21 protein-coding genes are annotated in these 22,233 nt (G+C 74.4%); 19 read left to right on the top strand and 2 right to left on the bottom strand.

Going from position 1 to position 22,233, the window contains the following annotated elements:
* Positions 1-132 precede the first annotated feature (132 nt).
* The 4 genes from EMA09_RS02235 (at position 133) to nusB (ending at position 3,156) form a co-directional block, all read left to right on the top strand.
* The gene (locus EMA09_RS02235; protein WP_240796195.1) at positions 133-828 is read left to right on the top strand and encodes an AAA family ATPase; all 696 of its coding nucleotides are present in this window, start codon (positions 133-135) and stop codon (positions 826-828) included.
* Between the two features lie 96 nt (positions 829-924).
* Positions 925-2,088 (top strand): M24 family metallopeptidase, encoded by a 1,164-nt coding sequence (locus tag EMA09_RS02230; RefSeq protein WP_129838363.1) that lies wholly within the window; start codon positions 925-927, stop codon positions 2,086-2,088.
* Between the two features lie 73 nt (positions 2,089-2,161).
* Positions 2,162-2,728, top strand: a complete 567-nt coding sequence (efp, locus tag EMA09_RS02225; protein WP_129838361.1) for an elongation factor P — start codon at positions 2,162-2,164, stop codon at positions 2,726-2,728.
* 2 nt (positions 2,729-2,730) lie between these two features.
* Positions 2,731-3,156: a transcription antitermination factor NusB gene (gene nusB, locus EMA09_RS02220; protein ID WP_129838359.1), complete on the top strand. Its 426-nt coding sequence runs from the start codon at positions 2,731-2,733 to the stop codon at positions 3,154-3,156.
* An 89-nt stretch (positions 3,157-3,245) separates the two neighbouring features.
* On the opposite strand, the gene bldD is transcribed toward nusB, so the two are convergent.
* Positions 3,246-3,746 (bottom strand): transcriptional regulator BldD, encoded by a 501-nt coding sequence (bldD, locus tag EMA09_RS02215; RefSeq protein WP_129838357.1) that lies wholly within the window; start codon positions 3,744-3,746, stop codon positions 3,246-3,248.
* A gap of 197 nt (positions 3,747-3,943) precedes the next feature.
* On the opposite strand from bldD, the gene pyrR reads away from it, so the two are divergent.
* The 14 genes from pyrR to EMA09_RS02145 all read left to right on the top strand — a co-directional run bounded on the left by pyrR (position 3,944) and on the right by EMA09_RS02145 (position 20,516).
* Positions 3,944-4,558, top strand: a complete 615-nt coding sequence (gene pyrR / locus EMA09_RS02210) for a bifunctional pyr operon transcriptional regulator/uracil phosphoribosyltransferase PyrR (RefSeq protein ID WP_240796194.1) — start codon at positions 3,944-3,946, stop codon at positions 4,556-4,558.
* A gap of 119 nt (positions 4,559-4,677) precedes the next feature.
* Positions 4,678-5,667 (top strand): aspartate carbamoyltransferase catalytic subunit, encoded by a 990-nt coding sequence (locus EMA09_RS02205; protein WP_129838355.1) that lies wholly within the window; start codon positions 4,678-4,680, stop codon positions 5,665-5,667.
* The gene (locus tag EMA09_RS02200; protein WP_129838353.1) at positions 5,664-6,995 is read left to right on the top strand and encodes a dihydroorotase; all 1,332 of its coding nucleotides are present in this window, start codon (positions 5,664-5,666) and stop codon (positions 6,993-6,995) included. The genes EMA09_RS02205 and EMA09_RS02200 overlap by 4 nt, the downstream gene beginning before the upstream one ends.
* Positions 6,992-7,603 (top strand): hypothetical protein, encoded by a 612-nt coding sequence (locus EMA09_RS02195; protein WP_129838351.1) that lies wholly within the window; start codon positions 6,992-6,994, stop codon positions 7,601-7,603. Before EMA09_RS02200 ends, EMA09_RS02195 begins: the two co-directional genes overlap by 4 nt.
* A complete protein-coding gene (gene carA / locus EMA09_RS02190) occupies positions 7,600-8,736 on the top strand; it encodes a glutamine-hydrolyzing carbamoyl-phosphate synthase small subunit (RefSeq protein WP_129838349.1) in 1,137 nt (378 codons plus the stop codon). Before EMA09_RS02195 ends, carA begins: the two co-directional genes overlap by 4 nt.
* Positions 8,729-12,049, top strand: coding sequence for a carbamoyl-phosphate synthase large subunit (gene carB, locus EMA09_RS02185; protein ID WP_129838347.1), 3,321 nt, complete (start codon positions 8,729-8,731; stop codon positions 12,047-12,049). Before carA ends, carB begins: the two co-directional genes overlap by 8 nt.
* 5 nt (positions 12,050-12,054) lie before the next feature.
* Positions 12,055-13,173, top strand: a complete 1,119-nt coding sequence (locus EMA09_RS02180) for a quinone-dependent dihydroorotate dehydrogenase (protein ID WP_129838345.1) — start codon at positions 12,055-12,057, stop codon at positions 13,171-13,173.
* On the top strand, positions 13,170-14,060 hold the full coding sequence (pyrF, locus tag EMA09_RS02175) for an orotidine-5'-phosphate decarboxylase (protein ID WP_129838343.1): 891 nt from the start codon (positions 13,170-13,172) through the stop codon (positions 14,058-14,060). The genes EMA09_RS02180 and pyrF overlap by 4 nt, the downstream gene beginning before the upstream one ends.
* A gap of 240 nt (positions 14,061-14,300) precedes the next feature.
* Positions 14,301-14,624 (top strand): integration host factor, encoded by a 324-nt coding sequence (locus tag EMA09_RS02170; RefSeq protein WP_129838341.1) that lies wholly within the window; start codon positions 14,301-14,303, stop codon positions 14,622-14,624.
* 38 nt (positions 14,625-14,662) lie between these two features.
* Positions 14,663-15,214 (top strand): guanylate kinase, encoded by a 552-nt coding sequence (gene gmk, locus EMA09_RS02165; RefSeq protein WP_129838339.1) that lies wholly within the window; start codon positions 14,663-14,665, stop codon positions 15,212-15,214.
* A gap of 81 nt (positions 15,215-15,295) precedes the next feature.
* Positions 15,296-15,568 carry a DNA-directed RNA polymerase subunit omega gene (gene rpoZ / locus EMA09_RS02160; RefSeq protein ID WP_052850834.1) on the top strand — a complete coding sequence of 91 codons (273 nt, stop codon included), beginning with the start codon at positions 15,296-15,298 and terminating at the stop codon, positions 15,566-15,568.
* Between the two features lie 92 nt (positions 15,569-15,660).
* Positions 15,661-16,872, top strand: a complete 1,212-nt coding sequence (gene coaBC / locus EMA09_RS02155; protein ID WP_129838337.1) for a bifunctional phosphopantothenoylcysteine decarboxylase/phosphopantothenate--cysteine ligase CoaBC — start codon at positions 15,661-15,663, stop codon at positions 16,870-16,872.
* A 241-nt stretch (positions 16,873-17,113) separates the two neighbouring features.
* Complete coding sequence (gene metK, locus EMA09_RS02150) at positions 17,114-18,322, top strand: methionine adenosyltransferase (RefSeq protein WP_129838336.1); 1,209 nt, start codon at positions 17,114-17,116, stop codon at positions 18,320-18,322.
* A 67-nt stretch (positions 18,323-18,389) separates the two neighbouring features.
* Positions 18,390-20,516 carry a primosomal protein N' gene (locus EMA09_RS02145; protein ID WP_129838334.1) on the top strand — a complete coding sequence of 709 codons (2,127 nt, stop codon included), beginning with the start codon at positions 18,390-18,392 and terminating at the stop codon, positions 20,514-20,516.
* 22 nt (positions 20,517-20,538) lie between these two features.
* On the opposite strand, the gene EMA09_RS02140 is transcribed toward EMA09_RS02145, so the two are convergent.
* Positions 20,539-21,054, bottom strand: a complete 516-nt coding sequence (locus EMA09_RS02140; protein ID WP_129838332.1) for a hypothetical protein — start codon at positions 21,052-21,054, stop codon at positions 20,539-20,541.
* A gap of 231 nt (positions 21,055-21,285) precedes the next feature.
* On the opposite strand from EMA09_RS02140, the gene fmt reads away from it, so the two are divergent.
* Positions 21,286-22,218, top strand: coding sequence for a methionyl-tRNA formyltransferase (gene fmt / locus EMA09_RS02135; RefSeq protein ID WP_129838330.1), 933 nt, complete (start codon positions 21,286-21,288; stop codon positions 22,216-22,218).
* The last annotated feature ends 15 nt before the right edge of the window (positions 22,219-22,233 follow it).

Here is a 22,233-nt window from a genome sequence, read left to right as displayed (position 1 = left end):
CCGGTGCCCGGCGCGTTGTCACGGTGACACGGTGCCCCATGTGGCGGGAACGGCGTGCCCGGTACCGTGTGAGACACCCGAACAGGTGCGCGAGCCCGTGGGCCGCGCCCGGAGAACCCAGGTGGGGGAGCCATGCATCAGCCCGGCGGGATGCCGGTGCCGCCCGGGGCGGTACCCGACGGCGGGGCCACCGGATTCGTGCCGCTGCCGCCCGAGCACGCGGTCCCCGCGCCGGCACCGGCGCCCGGCGCGGCGGCGCCGGACGTCGCGCACGCGGGTGTGGCGGTCCTCCTGATCGGCCCGGCCGGCGCGGGCAAGACCACCGTGGCGCGCCACTGGGCCGACCGCAGGCCCGTGCCCACCGCGCACATCAGCCTCGACGACGTCCGCGAGTGGGTGCGGTCCGGTTTCGCCGACCCCAGGTCCGGCTGGGACGACCGCTCGGAGGCGCAGTACCGCCTGGCCCGCCGCACCTGCGGCTTCGCCGCGCGCAACTACCTGGCCAACGGCATCTCCTGCATCCTGGACGACGCGGTCTTCCCCGACCGGCCCGCCGTCGGCCTCGGCGGCTGGAAGCGCCATGTCGGCCCCGGGCTGATCCCGATCGTGCTGCTGCCGGGCCTCGACGTCGTCCTGGAGCGCAACGCCGCCCGCACCGGCACCCGCCGCCTGTCCGACGAGGAGGTCGCCACCATCCACGGCCGCATGGCCGGCTGGTACGGCTCGGGGCTCCCCATCATCGACAACTCGCGGCACGACGTCGCCACCACCGCCCGGATGCTCGACGAGGCCGTCGCGCGCAGCCTCACCACCCCGCCGCAGTGGTGACCCCGCGGGCGTCCGCCCCCCGGCCGCCGCACCGCGCCCCCCTCGTCCGGACGCGCTGAGCCAGCCGTCCCCGCCCGCCGTGCGTACGCTCGGGGCATGTCCGAGGTACTCGCAGGCCGGCGCTCACGGCTGCGCGCCCGCTCCGCTCCGTCGGGCACCGGCGCCATCGTGGTGTCCCGTCCCACCAACGTCCGCTATCTCGCCGGGCCGGCCCCGGCCGGCGCGGCGCTCCTGCTCGGGCCCGGGGACACGGACGCACTGCTCGCGCACCCGGACCCCACGGCGGACCCGCCCGGGCCGCACGCCCTCGCGGGACGCCGGCCGGGGGAGCCGGGGGATCCCTGGGACGCGGCGGAGCCGGGGGACGACGGCCTGCGCCGCACCGTGCCCGAGCCGGGGCAGGACCCGGCCGTGGCCGCCGTGCTGCTGGCGGCCGCGGCGGGCGCCGCGGCGGTCGCCGTCGAGGAGCACCATCTGACGGTCGCGCGCCACCGGACGCTCGCGGCGGCCGTGCCCGGCACCGCGCTGACCGATCTCGACCGCGCGGTGGAGCGGCAGCGGCTCGTCAAGGACGAGGACGAGATCGCCGCGCTCCGGGTCGCCGCCGAGATCACCGACCGGGCGCTCGGCGAGCTGCTGGAGTCGATCCTCGTCGGCCGCACCGAGCGGCATCTCGCGCTGGAGCTGGAGCGGCGGCTCGTGGACCACGGCGCGGACGGCCCGGCGTTCCCCACCTCCGTCGCGACCGGTAGCCACTCCGGCCTCGCCGGCCACCGTCCGACCGACCGGCGCGTGGAGGAGGGCGACTTCCTCACCGTGCGGCTCGGCGCCAGCTTCCGCGGTTACCGCTGCCAGATCGGCCGGACGTTCGTGATCGGCACGAGTCCGGCGCCCTGGCAGATCGAGCTGTACGACCTGGTGTTCGCCGCCCAGCGGGCGGCGCGTGAGGCGCTGGCACCCGGCGCCGAGCTGCGGGAAGTGGACCGCGCGGCCCGCGAGGTCATCACGGCCGGGGGGCACGGCGGGGCGCTCGGCCCGGTCACCGGGTACGGGGTGGGCCTGGAGATCGGGGAGGACCCTCGGCTGTCGCCCGCCGCCATGGGTAGACTTGGCCCTTGCGTGCCGGTCACCGTCGAGCCGGGGGTGCACCTTCCGGGCCGGGGCGGTGTCCGGATCGACGACACACTCGTCGTCCGCCCACCGGCGGACGGCGGACCGGAGCTACTCACCATCACGACCAAGGAGCTCCTCGCCCTGTGACCCCGCCCGGGTGCAGATCGAGCGGGGGGACCGGGGTCGCCCCAAGCAGCAGTCTGTAGGAGATTCCGCGACCGTGGCCACCACGAACGACCTCAAGAACGGCATGGTGCTCAAGCTCGACGGCGGCCAGTTGTGGTCCGTAGTCGAGTTCCAGCACGTCAAGCCCGGCAAGGGCGGCGCCTTCGTCCGCACGAAGCTCAAGCACGTCCTCTCCGGCAAGGTGGTGGACAAGACGTTCAACGCGGGCACCAAGGTGGAGACCGCCACCGTGGACCGGCGCGGCATGCAGTTCTCCTACAAGGACGGCGCCGACTTCGTCTTCATGGACACCGACACCTACGAGCAGCTCCCCATCAACCCGGAGACGGTGGGCGACGCGGCCAACTACCTGCTGGAGGGCCAGGACTGCACCGTGGCCATCTACGAGGAGAACCCGCTCTTCGTCGAACTCCCGGCCGCCGTCGAGCTGGTCGTGGAGTACACCGAGCCGGGCGTCCAGGGCGACCGGTCCACCGGTGGCACCAAGCCGGCGCGGCTGGAGACCGGGTACGAGATCGGTGTCCCGCTGTTCATCACGACCGGTGAGAAGATCAAGGTGGACACCCGTTCGGGCGACTACCTCGGCCGGGTGAACAGCTAACCGTGGCTGCCCGCAGCAAGGCCCGTCAACGAGCGCTCCAGATCCTCTTCGAGGCCGACCAGCGCGGTGCGGCGCCGCTCGACGTGCTCGCCGGGTGGGTCACCCTCGCGCGGACCGACGAGCGCCAGCCGCCGGTCAGTGCCTTCACCCGCACCCTGGTCGAGGGCTACGCGGCGCACGCCGCCCGCATCGACGAGCTCATCGCCCAGTACGCCGTGGGCTGGCCCCTGGACCGCATGCCGGTCGTCGACCGGAACATCCTGCGGCTCGCCGCCTACGAGCTGATCTGGGAGGACGAGACGCCCGACCCCGTCGTCCTCGACGAGGCCGTGCAGCTCGCCCGTGAGTTCTCCACGGACGAGTCCCCCGCGTTCGTCAACGGCCTCCTCGGCCGGCTGAAGGACCTCAAGCCCTCCCTGCGCCGCTGAGCGGCGCGACCGGCGGCCGAGGGGCCGGGACACCGCGCGACGCGGTGTCCCGGCCCCTCGGCCGTTGCGGCGCCGTGGCGCCCGCGGTGTCAGCTCTCCTCGGCCTGGACGGCGCGGCGCGCGTCGGCGCCGAGGACGCCCCAGCTGATGAGCTGCTCGGTCAGCACCGAGGGCGACTGGTCGTAGATCACGGCCAGGGTGCGCAGGTCGTCCTGACGGATGGAGAGGACCTTGCCGTTGTAGTCGCCGCGCTGGCTCTGGATGGTCGCGGTGTAGCGCTGGAGCGGGCCGGCCTTCTCGCTGGGCACGGTGGCCAGGCGCTCCAGGTCGAGCACCAGCTTCGGCGGGGGCTCGGCGGCACCACCGGGCGTCGAGCCGGGCAGCAGCTCCTGCACGGGCACCCCGTAGAAGTCCGCCAGCTCCGCGAGGCGCTGCACGGTGACGGCACGGTCGCCGCGCTCGTAGGAGCCGACCACGACCGCCTTCCAGCGGCCCTGGGACTTCTCCTCGACCCCATGGAGCGACAGACCCTGTTGGGTGCGGATGGCCCGGAGCTTGGCTCCGAGCTGTTTGGCGTATTCGCTGGACATGTATCTCCCCGGAACGGCGTCTCGGTAACTCACTGTGAGGTTACGCAGCGTAATTTATCCCGTCAAGCCGGGGCCGAAGAGTTGCCCCTGACCTGGGGCGATGCGGAGCGTGCCGGAGGGCCTGATAGGCTCGGGGGCGATCGACCGACGTCCTTTAAGGCCCGTCCAGTGAGGCGGGGAAGGAGGTCCTGTATTTCATGGACACCCCCACCGGCCCCCGGGCCGACCGGACGGCCCCCGTGGTGGCCGACCCGCACGCCGGCCCCGCCCGTTCCGTGCTGGAGGCCCCGGACATCGCACGGGCACTCACCCGCATCGCGCACGAGATCGTCGAACGCGCCAAGGGCGCCGACGACGTGGTGCTGCTCGGCATCCCGACCCGCGGCGTCCACCTGGCCCGCCGGCTCGCCGACCGGCTCCAGGAGATCACCGGCCACCCGGTCCCGGTCGGCTCGCTCGACATCACGATGTACCGCGACGACCTGCGTCTGCGCCCCACCCGCGCGCTGGCCCGCACCGAGATCCCCGGTGACGGCCTCGACGGCCGCCTCGTCATCCTCCTGGACGACGTGCTGTTCTCCGGCCGCACCATCAGGGCCGCCCTCGACGCGCTGAACGACCTCGGCCGCCCCCGCGCCGTCCAGCTCGGCGTCCTGGTGGACCGCGGTCACCGCGAGCTGCCCATCCGCGCGGACTACGTCGGCAAGAACATCCCCACGTCGCTGCGCGAGACCGTCCGGGTCCTGCTCACCGAGGAGGACGGCCGCGACGGCGTCCTGCTCGGCGTGCGCGGCTCAGCCCCGGCCGGATGACCGGCGCCGGCCACGTGACCGGCTCCCCGCCCACTCCCGTGCGCTTCGCCGTGCCCGCCTGACGCCCGCCGGGCCGCACCGCCACGCCGCACCCCGCCACGCCCCACGGAAGGCACCTGATGAAGCGCCACCTCATCTCGGCCGCCGATCTGACGCGCGACGACGCCGTCCTGGTCCTCGACACCGCCGAGGAGCTGGCCCGCGTCGCCGACCGGCCGATCAAGAAACTCCCGACCCTGCGCGGCCGGACGGTCGTCAACCTGTTCTTCGAGGACTCGACCCGCACCCGCATCTCGTTCGAGGCGGCGGCGAAACGTCTCTCCGCCGACGTCATCAACTTCTCCGCCAAGGGCTCGTCGGTCTCCAAGGGCGAGTCCCTGAAGGACACCGCCCTCACGCTGGAGGCCATGGGCGCCGACGCCGTCGTCATCCGGCACCACGACTCCGGCGCGCCGCACCGGCTGGCCACCGCCGGCTGGATCGGCGGCTGCGTCGTCAACGCCGGCGACGGCACCCACGAGCACCCCACGCAGGCCCTGCTCGACGCGTACGCGATCCGCCGCCGCCTCGTCGCGGGACCCGGCGGCGGCGCGGGCCGGGACCTGTCCGGGCGCCGCGTCACGATCGTCGGCGACATCCTGCACAGCCGCGTGGCCCGCTCCAACATCCGCCTGCTCACCACGCTCGGCGCCCAGGTCACCGTGGTGGCTCCGCCGACGCTGCTGCCCGTCGGCATCGAGGGCTGGCCCTGCGAGGTGTCCTACGACCTCGACGCCGTCCTGCCCGCGTCCGACGCCGTGATGATGCTGCGGGTGCAGCGCGAGCGGATGAACGCCGCCTACTTCCCGACCGAGCGCGAGTACGCGCGCCGCTACGGTCTGGACGGCGACCGCATGGCGCGCATGCCGGAGCACGCCATCGTCATGCACCCCGGCCCGATGAACCGCGGCATGGAGATCACCGCCGAGGTCGCCGACTCGCCCCGCTGCACCGCCGTCGAGCAGGTCTCCGGCGGCGTCAGCGTCCGGATGGCCGTCCTGTACCTGCTGCTCGGCGGCTCGGAGCCGGCCGTGAGCACCACCCGCACCGAGGAGAACACCCTGGCATGAGCGCTGAAACGAACGAAGCGACCGGCGCGAGCGGCACCACCGGCCGGACCCTCATCCGGGGCGCGAGCCTCCTCGGCGGTGCCCCGGCCGACGTCCTGATCGACGGCGGCACCGTCGCCGAGGTCGGCACCGGCGTCGCCGCCGGCACGGACACCACCGTCATCGACGCGGCGGGCCTGGTGCTGCTGCCCGGCCTCGTGGACCTGCACACCCACCTGCGCGAGCCGGGCCGCGAGGACTCCGAGACCGTCCTCACCGGCACCCGGGCCGCGGCGGCCGGCGGCTACACCGCGGTGCACGCCATGGCCAACACCTTCCCCGTCGCCGACACGGCCGGCGTGGTCGAGCAGGTGTGGCGCCTCGGCCGCGAGCACGGCTACTGCGACGTCCAGCCCGTGGGCGCCGTCACCGTCGGCCTCGGCGGCAGACAGCTGGCCGAGCTCGGCGCGATGCACGACTCGGCGGCCGGCGTCACCGTCTTCTCCGACGACGGCAAGTGCGTCGACGACGCCGTGATCATGCGCCGGGCGCTGGAGTACGTGAAGGCGTTCGACGGCGTGATCGCCCAGCACGCCCAGGAGCCCCGGCTGACCGAGGGCGCCGAGATGAACGAGGGCGTCGTCTCCGCCGAGCTGGGTCTCGGCGGCTGGCCCGCCGTCGCCGAGGAGTCGATCATCGCCCGCGACGTCCTGCTCGCGGCGCACGTCGGCTCCCGCGTCCACATCTGCCACCTGAGCACCGCCGGGTCCGTCGAACTGGTGCGCTGGGCCAAGTCCAAGGGCTGGCGGGTCACCGCCGAGGTCACCCCGCACCACCTGCTGCTGACCGACGAGCTGGTCCGTTCGTACGACCCGGTCTACAAGGTCAACCCCCCGCTGCGCACCGAGGCGGACGTCCTCGCGGTGCGGCGCGGGCTGGCCGACGGCACCATCGACTGTGTGGCCACCGATCACGCGCCCCACCCGCACGAGGACAAGGACTGCGAGTGGGGAGCCGCGGCCATGGGCATGGTGGGCCTGGAGACGGCGCTGTCCGTCGTCCAGCACACGATGGTGGACACCGGCCTCCTCGACTGGGCGGGTGTCGCCGACCGCATGGCGGTCCGCCCCGCGGCGATCGGCGGGCTCGGCGGCCACGGCCGGCCGGTCGCGGCGGGCGAGCCGGCCAACCTGACGCTGATCGACCCGGCCCACCGCGCCCCCGTCGACCCGGCGGCCTTCGCCTCCCGCAGCCGCAACTCGCCCTACCGCGGTCTCGATCTGCCGGGCCGGGTCGTGCACACGTTCCTGCGCGGGCGGCCCACCGTCCGGGACGGTGAGCTCGTATGAACGCCGCCCTGGTCCTCGCCGACGGGGGCCGCACGTCGCAGGAGGTCACCGACTGGGGTGCCCGCGTCGCCTGGATCATCGGCATCCTCCTCTTCCTCGCGCTGGTCTACTGGCTGATGCGTGAGGGCTGGAAGTGGCGCGCCACCCTCCAGGGCGACCTGCCCGAGCTGCCGGCGCCCCCGGCCGGGGACGACCCGGCGGCCGGCGCCCGGCTCACCCTCACCGGCCGCTACCACGGCTCGACCACCGCCGGCCGGTGGCTCGACCGGATCGTGGCGCGCGGCCTCGGCGTCCGCAGCCGCGTCCGGCTCGACCTGACGGACGCCGGGGTCACCGTCCGTGGCACCGGCGCGGGTGACTTCCTGATCCCGGCCGAGCGGCTGCGCGGCGCGCGGCTCGACAAGGGCATCGCCGGCAAGGTCCTCACCGAGGGCGGCCTGCTGGTGATCACCTGGGAGCACGGCGACCGCCTGCTCGACTCCGGCTTCCGCTCGGACACCGCCGCCGAGCACACCGCCTGGGTGGACGCCCTCGGCTCCTACACGCCCCCCGCCTGGGAACCCGATCCGGTCCCGGCGCAGCACCACAGCGAAGAAGGCGCACGATGACCACAGCCAGTCCGACCCCCGCGCTGCTCGTCCTTGAGGACGGCCGCACCTTCCGCGGCCAGGCGTACGGCGCTGTGGGGGAGACCTTCGGGGAAGCGGTCTTCTCCACCGGCATGACCGGGTACCAGGAGACCCTGACCGACCCTTCGTACCACCGTCAGATCGTCGTCATGACGGCCCCGCACATCGGCAACACCGGTGTCAACGACGAGGACCCCGAGTCCCGCCGCATCTGGGTCTCCGGGTACGTCGTCCGCGACCCCGCCCGTACGCCGTCCAACTGGCGGTCCGTCCGCACCCTGGACGACGAGCTGACGGCCCAGGGCGTCGTCGGCATCAGCGGCGTGGACACCCGCGCCCTCACCCGCCACCTGCGCGAGCGCGGCGCGATGCGGGCCGGGATCTTCTCCGGTCCCGCGCTCGCCGGCGCCGGCGAGGAGACACTCCTCGCACGCGTGCGGTCCGCGCCGGCGATGTCCGGCGCCGACCTGTCCGCCGAGGTGGCCGTCACCGAGCCGTACACCGTGCCGGCCATCGGCCGCAAGCGGTTCGCGGTCACCGCCGTCGACCTCGGCATCAAGGGCATGACGCCCCACCGCATGGCGGAGCGCGGCATCGAGGTCACCGTCGTGCCCGCCACCGCGAGCCTGGACGAGGTGTACGCCACGTCGCCCGACGGCGTGTTCTTCTCCAACGGCCCCGGCGACCCGGCGACCGCCGACCACCCCGTCGAGCTGATGCGCGGCGTCATGGAGCACAACACCCCGCTGTTCGGCATCTGCTTCGGCAACCAGATCTTCGGCCGCGCCCTCGGCTTCGGCACCTTCAAGCTGAAGTACGGCCACCGGGGCATCAACCAGCCGGTGAAGGACCTGGTCACCGGCAAGGTGGAGGTCACGGCCCACAACCACGGCTTCGCCGTGGACGCCCCCCTGGACGGCCCGTCCGAGACCCCCTACGGGCGCGCCGAGGTCTCCCACGTCTGCCTCAACGACAACGTGGTGGAGGGCCTGCGGCTCCTGGACCGGCCCGGCTTCTCCGTCCAGTACCACCCCGAGGCGGCTGCGGGTCCGCACGACGCCGCCTACCTGTTCGACCGTTTCGTTTCCCTGATGGAGGACCCGCGTGCCTAGGCGTTCGGATATCCAGTCCGTATTGGTGATCGGCTCCGGGCCGATCGTGATCGGCCAGGCCGCCGAGTTCGACTACTCGGGCACGCAGGCGTGCCGGGTGCTCAAGGCCGAGGGACTGCGCGTCATCCTCGTGAACTCCAACCCGGCCACGATCATGACCGACCCGGAGATGGCCGACGCCACGTACGTCGAGCCGATCACCCCCGAGTTCGTCGAGAAGATCATCGCCAAGGAGCGGCCGGACGCCCTGCTGCCGACCCTCGGCGGTCAGACCGCGCTCAACACCGCGATCTCCCTGCACGAGGCCGGCACCCTGGAGCGCTACGGCGTGGAGCTGATCGGCGCCAGCGTCGACGCCATCCAGAAGGGCGAGGACCGCGAGGCGTTCAAGGGCGTCGTGGAGGCCGTGCGCGAGAAGGTCGGCCACGGCGAGTCCGCGCGCTCCGTCATCTGCCACACGCTGGACGACGTCCTGGCGGGCGTCGACGAGCTCGGCGGGTACCCGGTCGTGGTCCGCCCCTCGTTCACCATGGGCGGCGCCGGCTCCGGGTTCGCGCACGACGAGGACGAGCTGCGGCGCATCGCCGGGCAGGGCCTCGCGCTGTCCCCGACGACCGAGGTCCTGCTGGAGGAGTCCATCCTCGGCTGGAAGGAGTTCGAGCTGGAGCTGATGCGTGACCGCAACGACAACGTGGTCGTCGTCTGCTCCATCGAGAACTTCGACCCGATGGGCGTCCACACCGGTGACTCGATCACGGTCGCCCCGGCCATGACGCTCACCGACCGCGAGTACCAGATCCTGCGCGACATCGGCATCGCCGTCATCCGCGAGGTCGGCGTCGACACCGGCGGCTGCAACATCCAGTTCGCCGTCAACCCGGACGACGGGCGGATCGTCGTCATCGAGATGAACCCGCGCGTCTCCCGCTCGTCGGCGCTCGCCTCCAAGGCCACCGGTTTCCCCATCGCGAAGATCGCCGCGCGCCTCGCCATCGGCTACACGCTCGACGAGATCCCCAACGACATCACCGAGAAGACCCCGGCGTCGTTCGAGCCGACGCTCGACTACGTCGTCGTCAAGGTCCCGCGGTTCGCGTTCGAGAAGTTCCCGGCCGCCGACGCCACGCTCACCACGACCATGAAGTCCGTCGGCGAGGCCATGGCGATCGGCCGCAACTTCACCGAGGCACTCGGCAAGGCCCTGCGGTCCCTGGAGAAGAAGGGCGCCGCGTTCGACTTCGGCGGCGACCCGGCCTCCCTCGGCGACAAGGACGCCCTGCTGCGCCTCGCCGCCGTCCCCACCGACGGCCGCCTCGCCACCGTCATGCGTGCCATCCGCGCCGGGGCGACGCCCGACGAGGTCTTCGCCGCGACGCACATCGACCCGTGGTTCGTGGACCAGCTCTTCCTCGTCCACGAGATCGCCCGGGAGATCGCCGACGCCGAGCAGCTGGAGCCCGGCCTGCTCGCCACCGCCAAGCGGCACGGCTTCTCCGACGCGCAGATCGCCGCCATCCGCGGCCTGAGCGAGGAGGTCGTCCGCCAGGTGCGGCACGCCCTCGGCGTGCGCCCGGTCTACAAGACGGTCGACACGTGCGCCGCCGAGTTCGCCGCCCGCACCCCGTACCTCTACTCGTCCTACGACGAGGAGACCGAGGTCACCCCGCGCGAGCGGCCGGCCGTCCTCATCCTCGGCTCGGGACCCAACCGCATCGGCCAGGGCATCGAGTTCGACTACTCCTGCGTCCACGCCTGCTTCGCGCTCAGCGAGGCCGGCTACGACACGGTCATGGTCAACTGCAACCCGGAGACCGTCTCCACCGACTACGACACCTCCGACCGGCTGTACTTCGAGCCGCTCACCCTGGAGGACGTCCTGGAGATCGTCCACGCCGAGACCCTCGCCGGACCGGTCGCCGGTGTCATCGTGCAGCTCGGCGGCCAGACGCCGCTGGGCCTCGCGCAGGCCCTGAAGGACAACGGCGTGCCCGTCGTCGGCACCTCGCCCGAGGCGATCCACCTCGCCGAGGACCGGGGCGCGTTCGGCCGCGTCCTCGCGGAGGCCGGGCTGCCCGCGCCCAAGTACGGCACCGCGTTCTCCTTCGAGGAGGCCGCCGAGACGGCCGCCGGCATCGGCTACCCGGTGATGGTGCGCCCGAGCTACGTCCTCGGCGGGCGCGGCATGCAGATCGTGTACGACGAGCCCGCGCTCGCCGCCTACCTGCGCGAGCACGCCGGCCTCATCGAGGAGCACCCGGTCCTCATCGACCGGTTCCTCGACGACGCGATCGAGATCGACGTGGACGCCCTGTACGACGGCGATGAGCTGTTCCTCGGCGGCGTGATGGAGCACATCGAGGAGGCCGGCATCCACTCCGGCGACTCGGCCTGCGCCCTCCCGCCGATGACGCTGGGCGCCCACGACATCAAGCGGCTGCGCGCCTCCACCGAGGCCATCGCCAGGGGCGTCGGCGTCCGCGGACTGATCAACATCCAGTTCGCCCTGGCCGGCGACATCCTCTACGTCCTGGAGGCCAACCCGCGCGCCTCCCGGACGGTCCCGTTCACCTCCAAGGCGACCGCCGTGCCGCTCGCCAAGGCGGCGGCCCGCATCTCGCTGGGCGCCACCGTCGCCCAGCTCCGCGCCGAGGGCATGCTCCCGGCCGAGGGGGACGGCGGCACCCTCCCGCTCGACGCGCCGATCTCCGTCAAGGAGGCCGTCATGCCGTGGTCGCGCTTCCGCGACGTCCACGGCAGGGGCGTCGACACGGTGCTCGGCCCCGAGATGCGCTCCACCGGCGAGGTCATGGGCATCGACACGGTCTTCGGCACGGCGTACGCCAAGTCGCAGACCGCCGTCTACGGGGTGCTGCCGACGAAGGGCCGCGCCTTCGTCTCGGTCGCCAACCGCGACAAGCGCGCGATGATCTTCCCGGCCCGCGCCCTCGTGGAGCACGGCTTCGAGCTGCTGGCCACCGCGGGCACCGCCGAGATCCTGCGGCGCAACGGCATCCACGCCACCGTCGTCCGCAAGCACGGCGACGGACCGGGTCCCGAGGGCCAGCCGACCATCGTCCAGCTCATCCACGACGGCCAGGTCGACCTCATCGTCAACACCCCCTACGGCACGGGCGGCCGCCTCGACGGCTACGAGATCCGCACCGCCGCCATCGCGCGCGGCGTGCCGTGCCTCACGACGGTCCAGGCGCTCGCCGCGGCCGTCCAGGGCATCGACGCGCTCGGCCGGGGCGACATCTCGGTGCGTTCGCTCCAGGACCACGCGCGGGACCTCACCGCCGCCCGCGCCAGGTGAGCCGCGTGAGTCTCTACGACGCGCTCTACCGGCGAGTCCTCGTCCGGATCGAGGCCGAACGCGCGCACCGGCTCGCGTTCGGGCTCATCCGCACCGCCGCCCGCGTCCCCGTGGCGCGGGCGGCGGTGGCGGCGGCCTTCGCGCCGCCGCACCCGGAGCTGGCCGTGACGGCGTTCGGCCTGCGGATGCCGGGTCCTTTCGGCCTCGCGGCCGGCTTCGACAAGAACGCGGTCGGCATCGACGGGCTCGCCCTGCTCGGCTTCGACCACGTGGAGATCGGCACCGTCACCGGCCGCCCGCAGCCCGGCAACCCGCGGCCCCGCCTCTTCCGGCTGGTCCGCGACCGCGCCCTGCTCAACCGCATGGGCTTCAACAACGACGGGTCGGCGGCCGTGGCGGTCCGCCTGGCCCGCCGGGGCCGGCGGCGCGGCGGGCCCGTCGTCGGCGTCAACATCGGCAAGACCAAGGCCGTCCCGGAGGCCGAGGCCGTCGCCGACTACGTCACCTCGGCGGAACGCCTCGCCCGGTACGCCGACTACCTGGTGGTCAACGTCTCCTCTCCCAACACCCCGGGGCTGCGCGACCTCCAGGCCACCGACCGGCTGCGGCCCCTGCTGACCGCCGTACGGGAGGCCGCCGACCGCACGGTGACCGGCCGCCGTGTCCCGCTGCTGGTCAAGATCGCGCCCGACCTCGCCGACGAGGACATCGACGCGGTCGCCGACCTCGCCGTGGAACTGGGACTCGACGGCATCATCGCCACCAACACGACGATCTCCCGCGCGGGGCTGACCACCTCCCCGGAGGCCGTCGCCGCCCTCGGCGCCGGCGGCGTCTCGGGCGCCCCGCTCAGGGCACGGTCCCTCGCCGTCCTGTCCCGCCTGTACCGGCGGGTCGGCGACCGGGTGACGCTCGTCGGCGTCGGCGGCATCGAGACCGCCGACGACGCGTGGGCGCGCATCCTCGCCGGCGCGACCCTCGTCCAGGGGTACAGCGGCTTCATCTACGCCGGCCCCGCCTGGGTCCGCACGCTGCACCGCGGCCTCGCCCAGCGGCTCGCGGCCAGCCCGTACACGACCCTCGCCGACGCGGTCGGCGCCCACGCAGGAAGGACCCCCGCATGACGGCAGCCCCCGCCCCGCGCACACCGCAGGACGCGGCAGCGCCCGAGCCGTTCGGCGCGCGCCTGCGCCGCGCCATGGACACGCGCGGCCCGCTGTGCGTCGGAATCGACCCGCACGCGGCGCTGCTGGAGCGGTGGGGCCTCACCGACGACATCGCCGGGCTCGAACGCTTCGCCGGCACCGTCGTCGAGGCCCTCGCCGAACGGGTCGCCGTCCTCAAGCCCCAGAGCGCGTTCTTCGAGCGGTTCGGCTCCCGTGGCGTGGCCGTGCTGGAGCGCACCGTGCGGGACGCCCGCGCGGCCGGGGCGCTCGTCCTCATGGACGCCAAGCGTGGCGACATCGGCTCCACCCTCGCGGCCTACGCGGCCACCTACCTCGGCGACGGCGCCCCCCTGCGCTCCGACGCGGTGACCCTCAACCCGTACCTGGGCTACGAGGCGCTGCGCCCCGCCCTCGACCTCGCCGCCGCCACCGGCGCCGGAGTCTTCGTGCTCGCCCTCACCTCCAACCCCGAGGGCGCCGAGGTGCAGTCGGCCGTCACCGCCGACGGCACACCGCTCGGCCGGCTCGTCCTGGACCGGCTGCGCGCGGAGAACGGGGACGCGGCGCCCATGGGATCGTTCGGCGCGGTCGTGGGCACCACGCTCGGTGCCGCGCCGCCCGACCCGGCCGCGCTCGCCGTCAACGGGCCGCTCCTCGCGCCCGGCATCGGCGCGCAGGGCGCCACGGCGGCCGATCTCCCGCGGGTGTTCGGCCCCGCCGTGGGGAACGCGCTGCCCTCCATCAGCCGCGGTGTCCTCAAGCACGGCCCCGACACTGGGGCGCTGCGTGACGCGGCGGCCCGTGAGGTGGAACTCATCGCGCGCCACACCGGATGCGGAGCGTGACCACCCGGAACCCCTCGCACACGGCCGGGGCGCGGCGCGGTGATATGTCCGACATGTCACCGGCGTTGCGGAGCTGACCTGGACTTTTTGTCGATTCCCGCTGACTAAACGCCGTGCGCACCGCTAGTCTCCACCGAGAGCGGGGCAGCCGGGCGCGTTGCTCGTTGCCCCGCCGGTGCGGTGCCGTTAGGTTCCTCACCGTTCCGTATCCGACAGTTCGACAACCGAGGTGACGTAGGCGTGGCTCTTCCACCCCTTACCCCTGAACAGCGCGCAGCCGCGCTTCAGAAGGCCGCCGCGGCTCGCCGGGAGCGCGCCGAGGTCAAGAATCGGCTCAAGCACTCCGGCGCCTCGCTGCACGAGGTCATCAAGCAGGGCCAGGAGAACGCTGTCATCGGCAAGATGAAGGTGAGCGCCCTGCTGGAGTCGATGCCCGGCGTCGGCAAGGTGCGCGCGCGGCAGATCATGGAGCGCCTCGGCATCTCCGAGAGCCGCCGGGTCGGCGGTCTCGGCTCCAACCAGATCGCCGCGCTGGAGCGCGAGTTCGGCTCCGGCGCCGCCTGAGGTTTCCCCCTCGTGCCGGGAACCGCGATAATCGCCGCATGACCGATCGTCCGCGACTGACCGTGCTCTCCGGCCCCTCAGGGGTCGGCAAGAGCACGGTCGTCGCCCATCTGCGCAACGCCCACCCCGAACTGTGGCTGTCCGTCTCCGCCACCACACGGCGGCCCCGGCCCGGTGAACGCCACGGTGTCCAGTACTTCTTCGTGGACGACGAGGAGTTCGACAAACTGGTCGCCAACGGCGAGCTGCTGGAGTGGGCCGAGTTCGCGGGCAACCGCTACGGCACCCCCCGCCGCGCCGTGCTGACACGGCTGGAGCGGGGGGAGCCGGTGCTCCTGGAGATCGACCTCCAGGGCGCCCGCCAGGTCCGCGCCTCGATGCCGGAGGCGCGGCTCGTGTTCCTCGCGCCGCCCAGCTGGGACGAACTGGTGCGCCGCCTCACCGGCCGCGGCACGGAGCCGCCCGAGGTCATCGAACGCCGCCTCGCCGCGGCCCGTACGGAGCTGGCGGCCGAGCCGGAGTTCGACGTCACCCTGGTGAACACCTCGGTCGAGGACGTCGCGGCCGAACTGCTAGCCTTGATTCGTTGAGTCACGACTGTCCGCAGTTGTGACCGTCCGCGGCGGGATCCGCCCGGACCGTCCGGAGATACCGTCCAGGAAAGGCGAAGCGTGTCCTCCTCCATGACCACGCCCGAGGGCATCATCAACCCGCCGATCGACGAGCTCCTGGAGGCCACCGACTCCAAGTACAGCCTGGTCATCTACGCGGCCAAGCGCGCGCGGCAGATCAACGCCTACTACTCCCAGCTCGGTGAGGGCCTCCTGGAGTACGTCGGCCCGCTCGTGGACACCCACGTGCACGAGAAGCCGCTGTCCATCGCGCTGCGCGAGATCAACGCGGGCCTCCTCACCTCCGAGGCCGTCGAAGGCGCCACGGACTAGGCCCGGGGTCTTCCACGAACCCGTCGCGAGCCCGGCAGCCGACCGCTGCCGGGCTCGACGTGTGACCACCGCCGAGTCAGAGAGGGCCGAGGATGGGCCAGCCCAGGATCGTGCTGGGGGTGGGCGGCGGAATCGCCGCCTACAAGGCGTGCGAGCTGCTGCGGCGGTTCACCGAGTCGGGGCACGCCGTACGGGTCGTGCCGACGGCGTCGGCGCTGCGGTTCGTCGGCGCAGCCACCTGGTCGGCGCTCTCGGGGCAGCCGGTCGCCACCGAGGTCTGGGAGGACGTGCACGAGGTCCCGCACGTGCGGCTCGGGCAGGAGGCCGACCTCGTCGTCATCGCCCCCGCCACCGCCGACGTGCTCGCCCGCGCGGCCGGCGGGCGGGCCGACGACCTCCTGACCAACGTCCTGCTCACCGCCCGCTGCCCGGTCGTCTTCGCGCCCGCCATGCACACCGAGATGTGGGAGCACCCCGCGACCGTGGAGAACGTCGCCACGCTCCGCCGCCGCGGCGCGCTCGTGATCGAGCCGGCCGAGGGGCGGCTCACCGGTGCCGACACCGGCCGGGGCCGGCTGCCCGACCCGGCGGAGATCTTCGCGTTCTGCCGCCGGGTCGTCGCGCGCGGCGCGGGCGCCGGCGCGCGGGACCTCGCCGGCCGGCACGTCGTCGTCAGCGCCGGCGGCACCCGCGAACCCCTCGACCCGGTCCGCTACCTCGGCAACCACTCGTCCGGCAAGCAGGGGTACGCCCTCGCGGCGACCGCCGCCGCGCGCGGTGCCCGGGTCACCCTGGTCGCCGCCAACACGGCGCTGCCCGACCCGGCCGGCGTCCGGGTCGTGCCGGTCGGCACCGCCGAGGAGCTGGGCGCCGCGGTCCGCGCGGCCGCCGCCGGGGCCGACGCCGTCGTGATGGCCGCCGCCGTCGCCGACTTCCGCCCCGCCGAGACGTCAGCGCGGAAGATCAAGAAGCGTGACGGCGAGGACCCGGCGCCCATCGCGCTGGTCCGCAACCCCGACGTCCTCGCCGGGCTCGCGGCCGACCGCAGCCCCGGCCGGGTCGTGGCCGGCTTCGCCGCCGAGACGGACGACGTCCTCGCGAACGGCCGCGCCAAGCTCGCCCGCAAGGGCTGCGACCTCCTCGTCGTGAACCGCGTCGGCGGCGGCCTCGGCTTCGGCAGCGACGAGAACGAGGCGGTCATCCTCGACGCGGACGGCGGTGAGACGCCCGTCCCGCGCGGCCCGAAGGAGGACCTCGCCGACCGGGTCTGGGACGCGGTGGCGCGCCGCTGGGCCGCGGCCTGACCGCCCGCGCGCGACCACCCGCGCCGGGAGCGCGTCTCGCGGAGCGGTCCGCGCCTTCCGGTGCCCGGACGGCGCCGGATACCCTGAACCGGCCGGTGAGGGGCGGCGGTGCCGGACACGGCCACCGCAGGTCCTTCGCGCCGGGCCGACCGCACGCCGGATAGACTGACGCCGGCCCCGTGCCCGTCACGGGCGGTCGTCAGCCATATCAGTCAGCAGCCGCTGCAACCCAGGGAGCGATGTGTCCCGCCGCCTCTTCACCTCGGAATCGGTGACCGAGGGTCACCCCGACAAGATCGCCGACCAGATCAGCGACACGATCCTCGACGCGCTCCTCAAGGAGGACCCGGCGTCCCGGGTCGCCGTCGAGACCATGATCACCACCGGTCTGGTGCATGTCGCCGGCGAGGTCACCACGCAGGCGTACGCGGACATCGCGACGCTGGTGCGGGGCAAGATCCTGGAGATCGGGTACGACTCGTCCAAGAAGGGCTTCGACGGCGCGTCCTGCGGCGTCTCGGTGTCCATCGGCTCCCAGTCGCCCGACATCGCGCAGGGCGTGGACACCGCCTACGAGACCCGCGTCGGCGGCGAGGAGGACGAGCTCGACCGGCAGGGCGCCGGCGACCAGGGCCTCATGTTCGGCTACGCCTGCGACGAGACGCCCGAGCTGATGCCGCTGCCGATCCGGCTGGCGCACCGTCTCTCCGCCCGCCTGTCCGAGGTCAGGAAGAACGGCACCATCCCCTACCTGCGGCCCGACGGCAAGACGCAGGTCACCATCGAGTACGACGGGGACAAGGCCGTCCGCCTCGACACCGTGGTCGTCTCCAGCCAGCACGCCTCCGACATCGACCTGGACTCGCTGCTCGCGCCCGACATCCAGGAGTTCGTCGTCGAGCCGGAGCTGAAGGCGCTGATCGGCGACGGCATCAAGCTCGACACCGAGGGCTACCGCCTCCTGGTCAACCCGACCGGCCGCTTCGAGGTCGGCGGCCCGATGGGCGACGCGGGCCTGACCGGCCGCAAGATCATCATCGACACGTACGGCGGCATGGCCCGCCACGGCGGCGGCGCGTTCTCCGGCAAGGACCCGTCCAAGGTCGACCGCTCCGCCGCGTACGCGATGCGCTGGGTCGCCAAGAACGTCGTGGCCGCGGGCCTCGCCGGCCGCTGCGAGGTCCAGGTCGCCTACGCCATCGGCAAGGCCGAGCCGGTCGGGCTGTTCGTGGAGACCTTCGGCACGGCCACCGTGCCCGTCGAGCGGATCGAGCAGGCCATCACCGAGGTCTTCGACCTGCGGCCCGCCGCGATCATCCGGGACCTCGACCTCCTGCGCCCCATCTACTCGCAGACCGCCGCCTACGGCCACTTCGGCCGCGAGCTGCCGGACTTCACCTGGGAGCGCACCGACCGCGTCGACGCGCTGCGGGCCGTCGCCGGGGTCTGACCGGACACCTCCGGCCCGCCGCTCCGGGCGGCGGGCCGTGTCCGAGCCGTCTGCTTCACTGGACACCGTGAGCGGGGAAGAGCGCGGGCCGGGCGGCGGGGAGCAGCTCGCCCTCGTCGGCCGGGCGGCGCACCGCGCCCGTCCGCCGCGCGCCCGGCCCCGTACCTGGCGCGACGCGCCCCTCGCCGAGCACCTGCCGGTGGCCCGTGTCCTCGTCGACAAGGGCCTCGCCCACCTCGACCGTCTCTTCGACTACGCGGTCCCCGCCGCCATGGACGCCGACGCCCGCCCCGGGGTGCGGGTGCGCGTCAGGTTCGGCGCGGGCCAGCGCGACGGCCGCCGCGAGGGCGGCCGGCTGATCAACGGCTTCGTCGTCGAGCGCCGTGCCGACAGCGACTTCCCCGGCGTCCTGGCGCCCCTCGCGCAGGTCCTGTCGCCCGAGCCCGTCCTCACGCCCGCGCTCCTCGGGCTGTGCCGGGCCGTCGCCGACCGGTACGCCGGCTCCCTCGCCGACGTGGTGCAGCTCGCCGTCCCGCCGCGGATGGCCCGCGCCGAACGGGCGCCGTCGCCCCCGGCACCGGCCCCGCCGCCCGTGCCGGAGCCCGCCGGCTGGGCACGCTACCCCGGCGCGGCCGGCTGGTTCGGGGCGCTGGCGGACGGCCGCGCGCCGCGCGCCGTGTGGACGGCCCTGCCCGGCCCCGGCTGGCCGCGTGAGCTGGCCCGCGCCCTCGCCGCCGCGCTCGCCGCCGGCCGGGGCGCCATCGCCGTCCTGCCGGACGGCCGCGCCGCCGCGCGCGTGGACGCCGCGCTCACCGGCCTGATCGGCCCGGGGCACCACGTCCTGCTGACCGCCGACGCCGGCCCCGAGGCCCGCTACCGCAGATGGCTCGCCGTCAACCGGGGCGCCGTGCGCTGCGTCGTCGGCACGCGGGCGGCGATGTTCGCGCCGGTCACCGGCCTCGGCCTGGTCGTCCTGTGGGACGACGGCGACACCGCCCACCACGACGACAACGCGCCGCGCCCCCACGCCAGGGACGTCCTCGTGCTGCGCTCAGCCCAGGAGCACACCGCCCTCCTCCTCGGCGGCCACAGCCACACCGCCGAGGCCGCCCAGCTCGTCGAGACCGGCTGGGCGCGCCCCCTCGCCGCCGACCGGGCGACGGTCCGCGCCGTCGCCCCCCTGGTCCGCACCACCGGCGACGGCGACGAGTCTCGCGACCCGGCCGCCCGTACCGCCCGGCTGCCCAGCCTCGCCTGGGGCACCCTGCGCGACGGCCTCGCGCACGGCCCGGTCCTCGTCCAGGTCCCCCGGCGCGGCTACGCCCCCCGCCTCGCCTGCGACCGGTGCCGCGCCCCCGCCCGCTGCGCGCGCTGCCACGGGCCGCTCGCCGCCACCGGCCCCGCCGAGGCCCTGGCGTGCGCCTGGTGCGGGACGCCGGAACCCGCCCGGCGGTGCCCCGAATGCGGCGCGACCGGGCTGCGCGCCGTCGTCATCGGCGCCCGGCGCACCGCCGAGGAGCTGGGCCGCGCGTTCCCCGCCGTGCCGGTGCGCACCTCCGGCCGCGACCACGTCCTCGCGACCGTGCCCGACCGGCCGGCCCTCGTCGTCAGCACCCCCGGCGCCGAGCCCGTGCCCGAGGGCTCCGGGTACGCGGCCGCGCTGCTGCTCGACGGGTGGGCGCTGCTCGGCCGTCAGGACCTGCGGGCCGGGGAGGAGGCCCTGCGCCTGTGGATGAACGCGGCCGCCCTCGTCCGGCCGCGCGCCGACGGCGGCACCGTCGTGGTGCTCGGGGAGCCGGGGGAGCGGCCCGTCCAGGCCCTCGTGCGCTGGGATCCGGCGGGCCACGCCCTGCGCGAACTGGCCGACCGCGCCGCGCTCGGTTTCCCCCCGGCCGCGCGGATGGCCGCCGTCACCGGAACGCCGGACGCCGTCGCCGGCCTGCTGGCCACGGCGGAGCTGCCGCCGGGCGCCCAGGTCCTCGGCCCGGTGCCGCTGCCCGTGCTCCCGCCGGGCCGCCCCCGCCGCGTCGGTGACCCGCCCCCCGGCGAGCAGTGGGAACGCGTGCTCGTCCGCGTGCCGACCGGCGGCGGCCACGCGCTCGCCGCCGCCCTCAGAACGGCCCAGGCCCTGCGGCTGGCCCGTCGCGACACCCCCCCGGCGCGGATCGTGATCGATCCGCGCGACATCGGCTGACCCCGCCCGCGGGCGGGGGCGGTCAGACGTTCCGCTGGCCGGGGAGCGCGCCCGCGCGGGAGTCGCCGGGCGCCGGCCGCCCCGGCAGCGCGCGGCCCGGCAGCCCCCGGGACGGCGGCGGCACCGCGGGCTGCGCCTGCTCGGCGCGGGCGCCCTCGCGCGCGGCGGTCTGCCCCTGCGGCGCGTTCGCCGGCCGCCGGGTGCCGTACCGGCGGTGCACGGCCTGCTTCGTCACCCCGAGCGCGGACCCGACGGCGTCCCAGGAGAAGCCGAGGGACCGGTCGAAGTCGACGGCCGCCGTGACGAGCGCCTCCACGCTGTCCCGCAGCTCCTGCGCGAGACGGACGGTCGGCGCGGGCGCCCGGCCGTAGACGACGAAACCGGCGGACGGGCCGGTACGGCGGGGGCGGTAGACATTGCCCAGCTGTGCGGTGAGGGTGCGCAGCGCGTCAACCTGCCGGCGCACCCGCTCGATGTCGCGTACCAGGAGGTGCAGACTGGTGCGCGCCTGTGCGTCGGGGGTGGCGTTGTCGGCCATGAACAAGCCTCTCGAACCGGTGGTCAAGGGAAACAGGCCCGGCCGGGCCCGTATCGGTCAATCTGTCTTGACCAACGCGCCATGCGTGCAGGAGTCACGCATCCGGGGCGCATCGTCAACTCCGTGGCGCCGGACGCCTCCTGCACGCCCCTGACCTGGGCGTGCGGCGGCGGACATAGACTGACCCGCCAGTCGCCCCGCTTCACCCGTCCGAGAGGTCGAACACCCACGATGAGGCTCGTCTTCGCCGGTACCCCCGAGGTCGCCGTCCCCGCCCTGGACGCCCTGCTCGCGTCGGACCGGCACGAGGTCGCCGCCGTGGTCACCCGGCCGGACGCGCCGGCCGGACGCGGCCGCCGCCTGGTCGCCAGCCCGGTCGCCGAACGGGCGCGGGAGGCGGGCATCGAGATCCTGCGCCCCGAGCGCCCGCGCGACCCCGCCTTCCAGGACCGGCTGCGCGCCATCGCGCCCGACTGCTGCCCCGTCGTCGCGTACGGCGCGCTGCTCCCGAAGTCGGCGCTGGAGATCCCGCGCCACGGATGGGTGAACCTCCACTTCTCCCTGCTGCCCGCCTGGCGCGGCGCCGCGCCCGTGCAGCACGCCGTCCTCGCGGGCGACGACATGACGGGCGCCAGCACGTTCCTCATCGAGGAGGGCCTCGACTCGGGACCCGTCTACGGCGTGCTCACCGAGGAGATCCGGCCCGACGACACCAGCGGTGACCTGCTGACCCGGCTCGCCCTCGCCGGCGCCGGGCTGCTCGCGGCGACGATGGACGGCATCGAGGACGGCTCGCTGCGGCCCGCCCCGCAGCCGGCGGACGGCGTCACCCTGGCACCCAAGCTCACGGTCGAGGACGCGGCCGTCGACTGGTCCGTCCCCGCGCTCGCCGTCCACCGCCGCGTGCGCGCCTGCACCCCGGCGCCCGGCGCGTGGACCCTTTTCCGGGGCGAACGGCTCAAGATCAGGGCGCTCACCCCCGCGCCGGATCGCGAGGGCCTCGCCCCCGGGGAACTGGCCGCCGCCAAGCAGACCGTGCACGTCGGCACCGGCTCGCACGCCGTCGCGCTGGAGTGGGTGCAGCCGCAGGGCCGGAAGCCGATGCGCGCCGCCGACTGGGCGCGCGGTGTCCGGGTGGCGGCGGGCGAGCGCCTCGGCGTCTGAGCGCGCCCCGCACCC

This window comes from Streptomyces sp. RFCAC02 (genome assembly GCF_004193175.1).
GTDB lineage: Bacteria > Actinomycetota > Actinomycetes > Streptomycetales > Streptomycetaceae > Streptomyces.
This window is presented reverse-complemented; position numbering and strand designations above follow the sequence as displayed.

What these genes read in the sequence shown, in the direction of transcription:
- pyrF (WP_129838343.1), top strand. Translation starts at nt 13,170, where the DNA reads ATGACGGCAGCCCCCGCCCCGCGCACACCGCAGGACGCGGCAGCGCCC.
- EMA09_RS02230 (WP_129838363.1), top strand. Translation starts at nt 925, where the DNA reads ATGTCCGAGGTACTCGCAGGCCGGCGCTCACGGCTGCGCGCCCGCTCC.
- EMA09_RS02200 (WP_129838353.1), top strand. Translation starts at nt 5,664, where the DNA reads ATGAGCGCTGAAACGAACGAAGCGACCGGCGCGAGCGGCACCACCGGC.
- EMA09_RS02195 (WP_129838351.1), top strand. Translation starts at nt 6,992, where the DNA reads ATGAACGCCGCCCTGGTCCTCGCCGACGGGGGCCGCACGTCGCAGGAG.
- EMA09_RS02235 (WP_240796195.1), top strand. Translation starts at nt 133, where the DNA reads ATGCATCAGCCCGGCGGGATGCCGGTGCCGCCCGGGGCGGTACCCGAC.
- fmt (WP_129838330.1), top strand. Translation starts at nt 21,286, where the DNA reads ATGAGGCTCGTCTTCGCCGGTACCCCCGAGGTCGCCGTCCCCGCCCTG.
- gmk (WP_129838339.1), top strand. Translation starts at nt 14,663, where the DNA reads ATGACCGATCGTCCGCGACTGACCGTGCTCTCCGGCCCCTCAGGGGTC.
- pyrR (WP_240796194.1), top strand. Translation starts at nt 3,944, where the DNA reads ATGGACACCCCCACCGGCCCCCGGGCCGACCGGACGGCCCCCGTGGTG.
- carA (WP_129838349.1), top strand. Translation starts at nt 7,600, where the DNA reads ATGACCACAGCCAGTCCGACCCCCGCGCTGCTCGTCCTTGAGGACGGC.
- coaBC (WP_129838337.1), top strand. Translation starts at nt 15,661, where the DNA reads ATGGGCCAGCCCAGGATCGTGCTGGGGGTGGGCGGCGGAATCGCCGCC.
- EMA09_RS02205 (WP_129838355.1), top strand. Translation starts at nt 4,678, where the DNA reads ATGAAGCGCCACCTCATCTCGGCCGCCGATCTGACGCGCGACGACGCC.
- bldD (WP_129838357.1), bottom strand. Translation starts at nt 3,746, where the DNA reads ATGTCCAGCGAATACGCCAAACAGCTCGGAGCCAAGCTCCGGGCCATC.
- EMA09_RS02140 (WP_129838332.1), bottom strand. Translation starts at nt 21,054, where the DNA reads ATGGCCGACAACGCCACCCCCGACGCACAGGCGCGCACCAGTCTGCAC.